Source organism: Bacteroidota bacterium, assembly GCA_041658205.1.
Lineage (GTDB): Bacteria > Bacteroidota > Ignavibacteria > UBA10030 > UBA8401 > UBA8401.
The window spans coordinates 2,881,327-2,887,874 of sequence record JBBAAO010000001.1; the positions used below are offsets into that span (position 1 = coordinate 2,881,327).

Annotated in this window: 4 protein-coding genes; all 4 read right to left on the minus strand. The window is 42.9% G+C overall.

What is annotated here, in order from left to right:
* Positions 1 to 135: 135 nt before the first annotated feature.
* The 4 genes from WDA22_11800 to WDA22_11815 all read right to left on the minus strand — a co-directional run bounded on the left by WDA22_11800 (position 136) and on the right by WDA22_11815 (position 6,111).
* On the minus strand, positions 136 to 507 hold the full coding sequence (locus WDA22_11800) for a nuclear transport factor 2 family protein (protein ID MFA5834147.1): 372 nt from the start codon (positions 505 to 507) through the stop codon (positions 136 to 138).
* A gap of 137 nt (positions 508 to 644) precedes the next feature.
* A complete protein-coding gene (locus WDA22_11805) occupies positions 645 to 893 on the minus strand; it encodes a hypothetical protein (protein MFA5834148.1) in 249 nt (82 codons plus the stop codon).
* A gap of 8 nt (positions 894 to 901) precedes the next feature.
* The gene (locus WDA22_11810) at positions 902 to 3,460 is read right to left on the minus strand and encodes a T9SS type A sorting domain-containing protein (GenBank protein MFA5834149.1); all 2,559 of its coding nucleotides are present in this window, start codon (positions 3,458 to 3,460) and stop codon (positions 902 to 904) included.
* 89 nt (positions 3,461 to 3,549) lie between these two features.
* Complete coding sequence (locus WDA22_11815; protein ID MFA5834150.1) at positions 3,550 to 6,111, minus strand: T9SS type A sorting domain-containing protein; 2,562 nt, start codon at positions 6,109 to 6,111, stop codon at positions 3,550 to 3,552.
* Between the last annotated feature and the right edge of the window lie 437 nt (positions 6,112 to 6,548).

Consider the following 6,548-nt stretch of genomic DNA (forward strand, 5'->3'; position numbering starts at 1 on the left):
CGAAAGTAGTAGTGTATCATATTCAAGACAAATTCCGGGGCGAAGTTTGAATTCACTTGTTCGCTTGGGGTTTCTTTATGACAGCTGAAGAATGACAATGAAAGAAGAAGGTGAATTATTTTTTTTATTGTGCAGTCATTTTGGCAAATATTCATTCGGTAGCGGCAGTCCTTGAACCCTGAAGAAGGTGAGCTGATCAAAATATCCCCGTTGAAAAACAATCTGATCGTGCTTTACCTGAAAAAAACCACAGCCACGCAAGCCAAGAGGATCACTCCACTCCAATATTGCCCATTCACCCGCTTCGTGAATTGTCTCCGGAATGCAGACCATCGTTGCGCGGCTAAATTCCACTTCGAATAACCGTCGAATTTCGTTTCTCCCTTTGAGCGGTGTTGTTACTACTTGATGGTTCACTGCATCGGGTGCATAAAGCGATACCAATCCTTCCACATCCGCTGCATTAAACCGCTCGACCCATTGTTTGACTATTTCTGCCGGTGTCATAATGTTGGTATTGAATGTTGATTATTGATCTGAATTTCCATTGTTGATGGTACGCAAAAACTTCACAAATTGAAATTATATTTCGCAAGAGCAAAGATGTTTTGTTGAATGATGGGGGTAAAACTGCGGCGGCAATATTAACCTTCTTGTAACAATTGAAGCACTTCCTGTGCAAAGTCGTCATCCAAAAAACGGGTAAAAATTGTTTGCAATTCGACCGGTGCAATTTGTAAGGCAGTATGATGCAATAACACATCTAGCAATGTTTTGCGTTTATTACTCTCTAGTGAAAGGATATTCACCAGCTGTTCTTTCACGTCGGGATTTTTGAGTGCAATATCCATCAAATCCGCAAACACTTCACGTTCAGGTATCGTTGAAGGCATACATCCTCCTATTTCAGTAAAACAATCTTCTTCATCTGAGAGCGGACACCGCTTTGCAGTTTTGCAAAATAGACTCCGCTCGCAAATTGTGATCCGTTCCATTGAACAGAATATGTTCCCGGTTCTTTCTGTTCGCTCACTAATGTCGATACATTTTTTCCTGTTTCATCATACACAGTTAATGTAACAAAACTTGAGACCTCAATTTCAAATCTCAATGTCGTTGTTGGATTAAAAGGATTCGGATAATTCTGTTCCAACCGGAATTCTGTGGCGACGGAAGGTTCAGGACGTATGGAAGTTATGCCGTCAAATAATTTTCGTTCAAAAACTCCATTACCGTGTGTTACTGCACGAACCGATTTGTTCTTTCGTGAAATGCTTAAATCCATAATCGAAGTTGCATCATATAGTCCATTATTGAAACTGATCCACGTGGTACCGTTATTTGTGGAAACATACACACCCAGATCATTTCCCACATAAACCTGTTTCGTGTCAAAAGGATTGATGACCACAGCAGATGTTGGAACATCAGGTAAACCGGCACCAATATCGCTCCACGTAGTGCCAGCATCAGCGGACTTGTAAAGATGCGATATAAAAAATCCGGAGAGAGTCACATACAAAACTTTGGAATCGTTCGGATCAACGGCAATATCAATCATGTATCTGTCCGGCAATGTACCGGTAATATTTGTCCATGTTGTTCCGCCATTGGTTGTACGGAATATTCTTGCACGGGATGAGACCGGCGTTGTTGATACATACACTGTATCGGAATTGGTGGGCGAAATAGCAATCGTCAGGACAGGATTACCATCCAATGCAGTATTAGCGTTGGTGGTTGTCCAACTTACGCCGGCGTTTGTCGTCTTAAATACTTTATCTTTTCCGGCATAGAGAATTTTTGGATTCGATTCAGAAAGTGTATAGGGACCGACAAAATTTGTTGCTGCTCCACTGGGTATAGACATTCCACTAAACGAAATACCGCGATTTATAGAACGGAGTATATTCAAACTTTGCCATGAACCGTACATTGTATCCACACTGGTCGGACTCATTGCTGTCATGCATCCGTCGCCACCAATTACTCTATACCAAGCAACAGACCCATCATAGATTGCCGTAGCATTGTCTTGCATTCCACCAATAGCAATATTTGAATCGAGCCATGCGGATGAAAATCCATTATAAAATTGCGTCGTTTGATATCCGCCGTTTCTTCCTTCGAATGTCTCGCCGCCATCTGTTGAACAGAACACTCCGCCGTCGTTTCCAAAATAGATTTTGTCATAGTTTGTGGGATCGTACACAATTGCATGATGATCTGCGTGGGAATAATTTGGGGGTCCTTCCGGTTCGCCGGGTAACGGTTTTCCGAAATACCATGCAGCCCAATCGGATTTTTGCGTTAATTTCAAACCGCCATTCGTGGATTTAAAAAGATCTACTCCACCGCAAATGATCTTGGATGAATCACCGGGATCGACTCCGACAATATGTGAATACCATCCCTGATACGACGCATAATCAAACGTACTAATGGTCGTCCATGTATCACCGTAATTCGTTGTCTTACATAGCCACGTTCCGCTCACGGCCCCGTTGCCGATACTTGCATATATCACGTTCGGAGCAGATTGATATTGCGCAAAAAGAATCTTCCCGCCGAAGTTTACCGGCAGACCGATCGTCAATTGATCCCATGTTTTTCCGCCATCGAGTGTCCGATAGATTCCGCCACCGACACTTCCAAGATTTCCGTGTGCTGCAATCACCACATTGGAATCGAGCATATCAAAAACGAGATCGGTTCCCATCGGAATATCCGAAACATTCATCCACGTTTTTCCGGTATCCACAGATTTATAAATTCCTTCGCTTGTTGCTGCCCAAACTCGATTGATGAAGTTTGGATGGATCTTCACCGCTTGCACTCCCCATTGATTTGATTTACTCCAATCAAGTGTTTTTTGCCATGTCGCGCCACCATCTGTCGTTTTCAAAATGCCGATTCCATAACTGCCGCGGGTAGTGCGGATACTCAATCCTCCAATGGAGCTATACTGATTATACACTTCACCCGTTCCGATCATCATAACATTGGAATCCTTCGGTGAAATAGCGATGGAACTGACGGCAAGCGTTGGGAATCCGGTCTTCATATAGTGCCATGCAACCGCCCCTTTTCCTTCCGTAAAGCTTCTCCATAATCCGCCGCTGGCAGAACCGGCATAGATCGTCTTCGTATTTTGGGGATTGATTGCCACGGCTAACGTGCGTCCGCCAATATTGTGTGGTCCAATCTGTCGCCACTGATCCCCCGCATCAATCAACTGACTTTCAGAAGATTTCTCAAATTTTTGCCGCACAAACTCGGAGTAGAATTGTTGATCATCAATCAGTTTGTTCGGATAAGCACGCTGAGCATTCCAGAATTGCAGTGCTTGCATTGCGCCGGAGAATTTCAACGGTGTCGGCTTCGGGATTACCGTCAGGCAGAAAAAAATAAAAAACACTGAACAACTAAATGCAAAAAGGAACGATGTTGTGTTTTTCATAAATACGTATTATTAAACAACTATTTTGATAACCTTATGAAGGTTGAAGAGGAAAGAAAGTTTTAAAACCTTCTTAAGGATAAAGCAAATTATTTTTGAAAGATCATCTTCTTTATCAATGTACTATTGCCGTATTGAAGTCTTGCAAAATAGATACCGCTGGCAAACTGCGATGCGCTCCATTGAACAGAATAGTTACCAGGACTTTTGTGTTCATTTACAAGCGTCACTATCTCTCTTCCTGTTTCGTCATAAATTTTTAGCGTAACAAAACTTGAAATCGGAATTGAAAACTTCAATGTTGTTGATGGATTAAAGGGATTGGGATAATTCTGACTCAAGGCAAATTTCGAAGGAACTGCCGCATCCACAATTTGCACACTAACAGTCTGCTGAGGGCGAAGTTTTCGTTGATACACGCCATTACCGAATGTTGCTGCACGCAGACGTCTGTCTTTTTTCGAAATGGAAACATCAAGAACCATCGCATACGGCATTCCGTCAAACCATGGATCCCAGCTTGTGCCTCCATTCATCGAACGATATACACCAAGATCAGTACCAACATAAATATCAGTTGAATTCATCGGATCGATGCAGACAGACTGCATCGGTAGATCGGGGAGATTCGCTGACACATTCGTCCAAGTTTTTCCTGCATCGGTGGATTTGTATACATGCGCAGATCCATACCCCGAAAAAGTAGCAAACGCTATTTTACTGTCGCTTGGATCGAACCCAATATCGGTCGGAAATCTATTGGGGATAGTGGATATTGATTTCGTCCAGGATTTTCCACCATTGGTTGTGTAGAACAATTCAAAGAGTGGATTTTGTCTTCGTCCCGTTCCGACAATCACTGTTTCCGCGCTTGTATAACTAACAGCCATGCATGAGGCACTGGAAGAATTGAGTGCCGAATTATTGTTTGTTGCACTCCAAGTAACACCACCATCGGTTGATTTATGAATTTTTTCAGCCCCTGCGTACAGAATCTGACCGTTCGAGGGAGACAAAATAAATGGTGCAATAAAATTTGCTGTATCCGTTGAAGCCGGCGTAAAAATATTTGACCATGACGTTCCACCGTTCACACTTTTAGCGATGGACAAATTCACATACTCTTCATACATCATATTCGCATTGAGTGGATCAATAGCGCACCAGCCGCCGTCACCGCCGAAGACTTTGTTCCACGACATTCCCCCTTGAAATTTAACGGTGCCGTTGTCTTGCAATCCGCCTAAGGCATTTACCGAATCATTTTCCGCGTTCGAAAAACCGTTGTAAAACTGTGTCGTTACCAATCCACCATTTCGTCCTACAAACGTTTCGCCACCGTCTGTCGATTCAAAAACACCACCGTCGGTTCCGAAAAATATCCTGTTCGGATTCTTCGGATCGAAGAGAATAGCATGATGATCTGCGTGGATATAGGAATTATCGGTTCCCTCTACTCCTCCAGGAGTAATTATACCATCTTTCGATTTAAACCAAAATGATTTTTGCGTAAGTGAACTTCCGCCGTCTGCAGATTTGTACGCATCGAGCCCTGCTGCAAAAATAACGTTTGAATTTGTTGGATGAACTGCAGCAACATTGTTATACCATCCCTGCCCGCTCATATAATTAATCGACGACATCAACGTCCACGACGTACCGTTATTCGTTGTTTTGTACAAACCGAGTGTCCCATGCGTGGATGCATCGGCAATACTTGCATAGACAATGGATGGATTAGAAAGAGATATGGAAAGAGAGGTTCTTCCAAAATTCGATACAGGGAGTCCTCCCGCTAATTTCGTAAATGATGCTCCACCGTTTGTAGATTGATAGAGCCCTGGATTTGGCGCAGTATTCCTTTGACCACATGCAATATAAATAATTGATGTATCCACCGGATTGATCGCGACATCCATTGCCATCAGCGTGGAATCAACTCGGACAAATGATACGCCAGAATTGTACGAACGGTATGTTCCTTCGGAGGTCGCCGCAAAAATAGTTTTTGGATTCTTTGGATTGATCTCAATCTTCTGTACGGATCGGTTCTGTGAGAAGAGCCAAGTCAATCCCGTTTCAGACCACGATTTTCCTCTATCGCTGCTTTTCACAATTCCAAGTCCATATGTTGTGCGTGCACCGGGAGTACCGACCAAACCAAGCTCATAACCACTAATCTCTCCCGTTCCGATATACATCTCATTTCCATTGGAAGGATTAATGGCTATGGTGCTGACAGAAAGGAGATTAAATCCCGTATTCACATAATCCCACGCATCTTTCCCCACTCCACCGGTAGTAGAACACCACAATCCTCCGCTGGCACTTCCAGCCCAAACGATATTTGAACTGTCCGGATCGAATGCCAGAGATAACACCCGCCCACCAATATTATCTGGACCTATGGACTGCCATGGTTCTTCATTCGATTTTTTTAATGACAGCTGCTGCTGACGCATATAGTGAAATGCTTTTCCAAGACCGTCAGGTTGAATGATTGTCCCGGGTAATGCGCGTTGGTCATACCACCAATCGAAAGCGACCAATCCCTTTCGATGTTTTTTCGTCGGAATTTCATTGTGTGTGAAATAAAAATAGGATGTGCCGATAAATAATAATAGCGTAGCTAGTAAAGCATATTTTTTCATGGAAATAGTTTTTTATGAAGAATTGAGAATTACAAAAAGGTACTAAAAAAGTAGGAGAAAGGAGTGATGAAAAACACCATCATTCTGAGGTTGTCTAGGTTTTTCAGGATGGCTGAAGAATCAGAACACAATTTCATTGAGTTTATTGTAATTCAGACTCTTTGCTTCGCTCAGCGTGACGGGGATTCACTTACACTACCATTCTGAGTCCCGTTCATAGTTTTTTCTCTGTGAGGGACGAAGAATCTGAACGTAATTTCAATGAGTTATAGTAACTCAGACTCTTCGCTTCGCTCAGAGTGACGGGGATTCACTTACACTACCATTCTGAGTCCCGTTCATAGTTTTTTCTCTGTGAGGGACGAAGAATCTGAACGTAATTTCAATGAGTTATAGTAACTCAGACTCTTCGCTTCGCTCAGAGTGACGGGGATTCA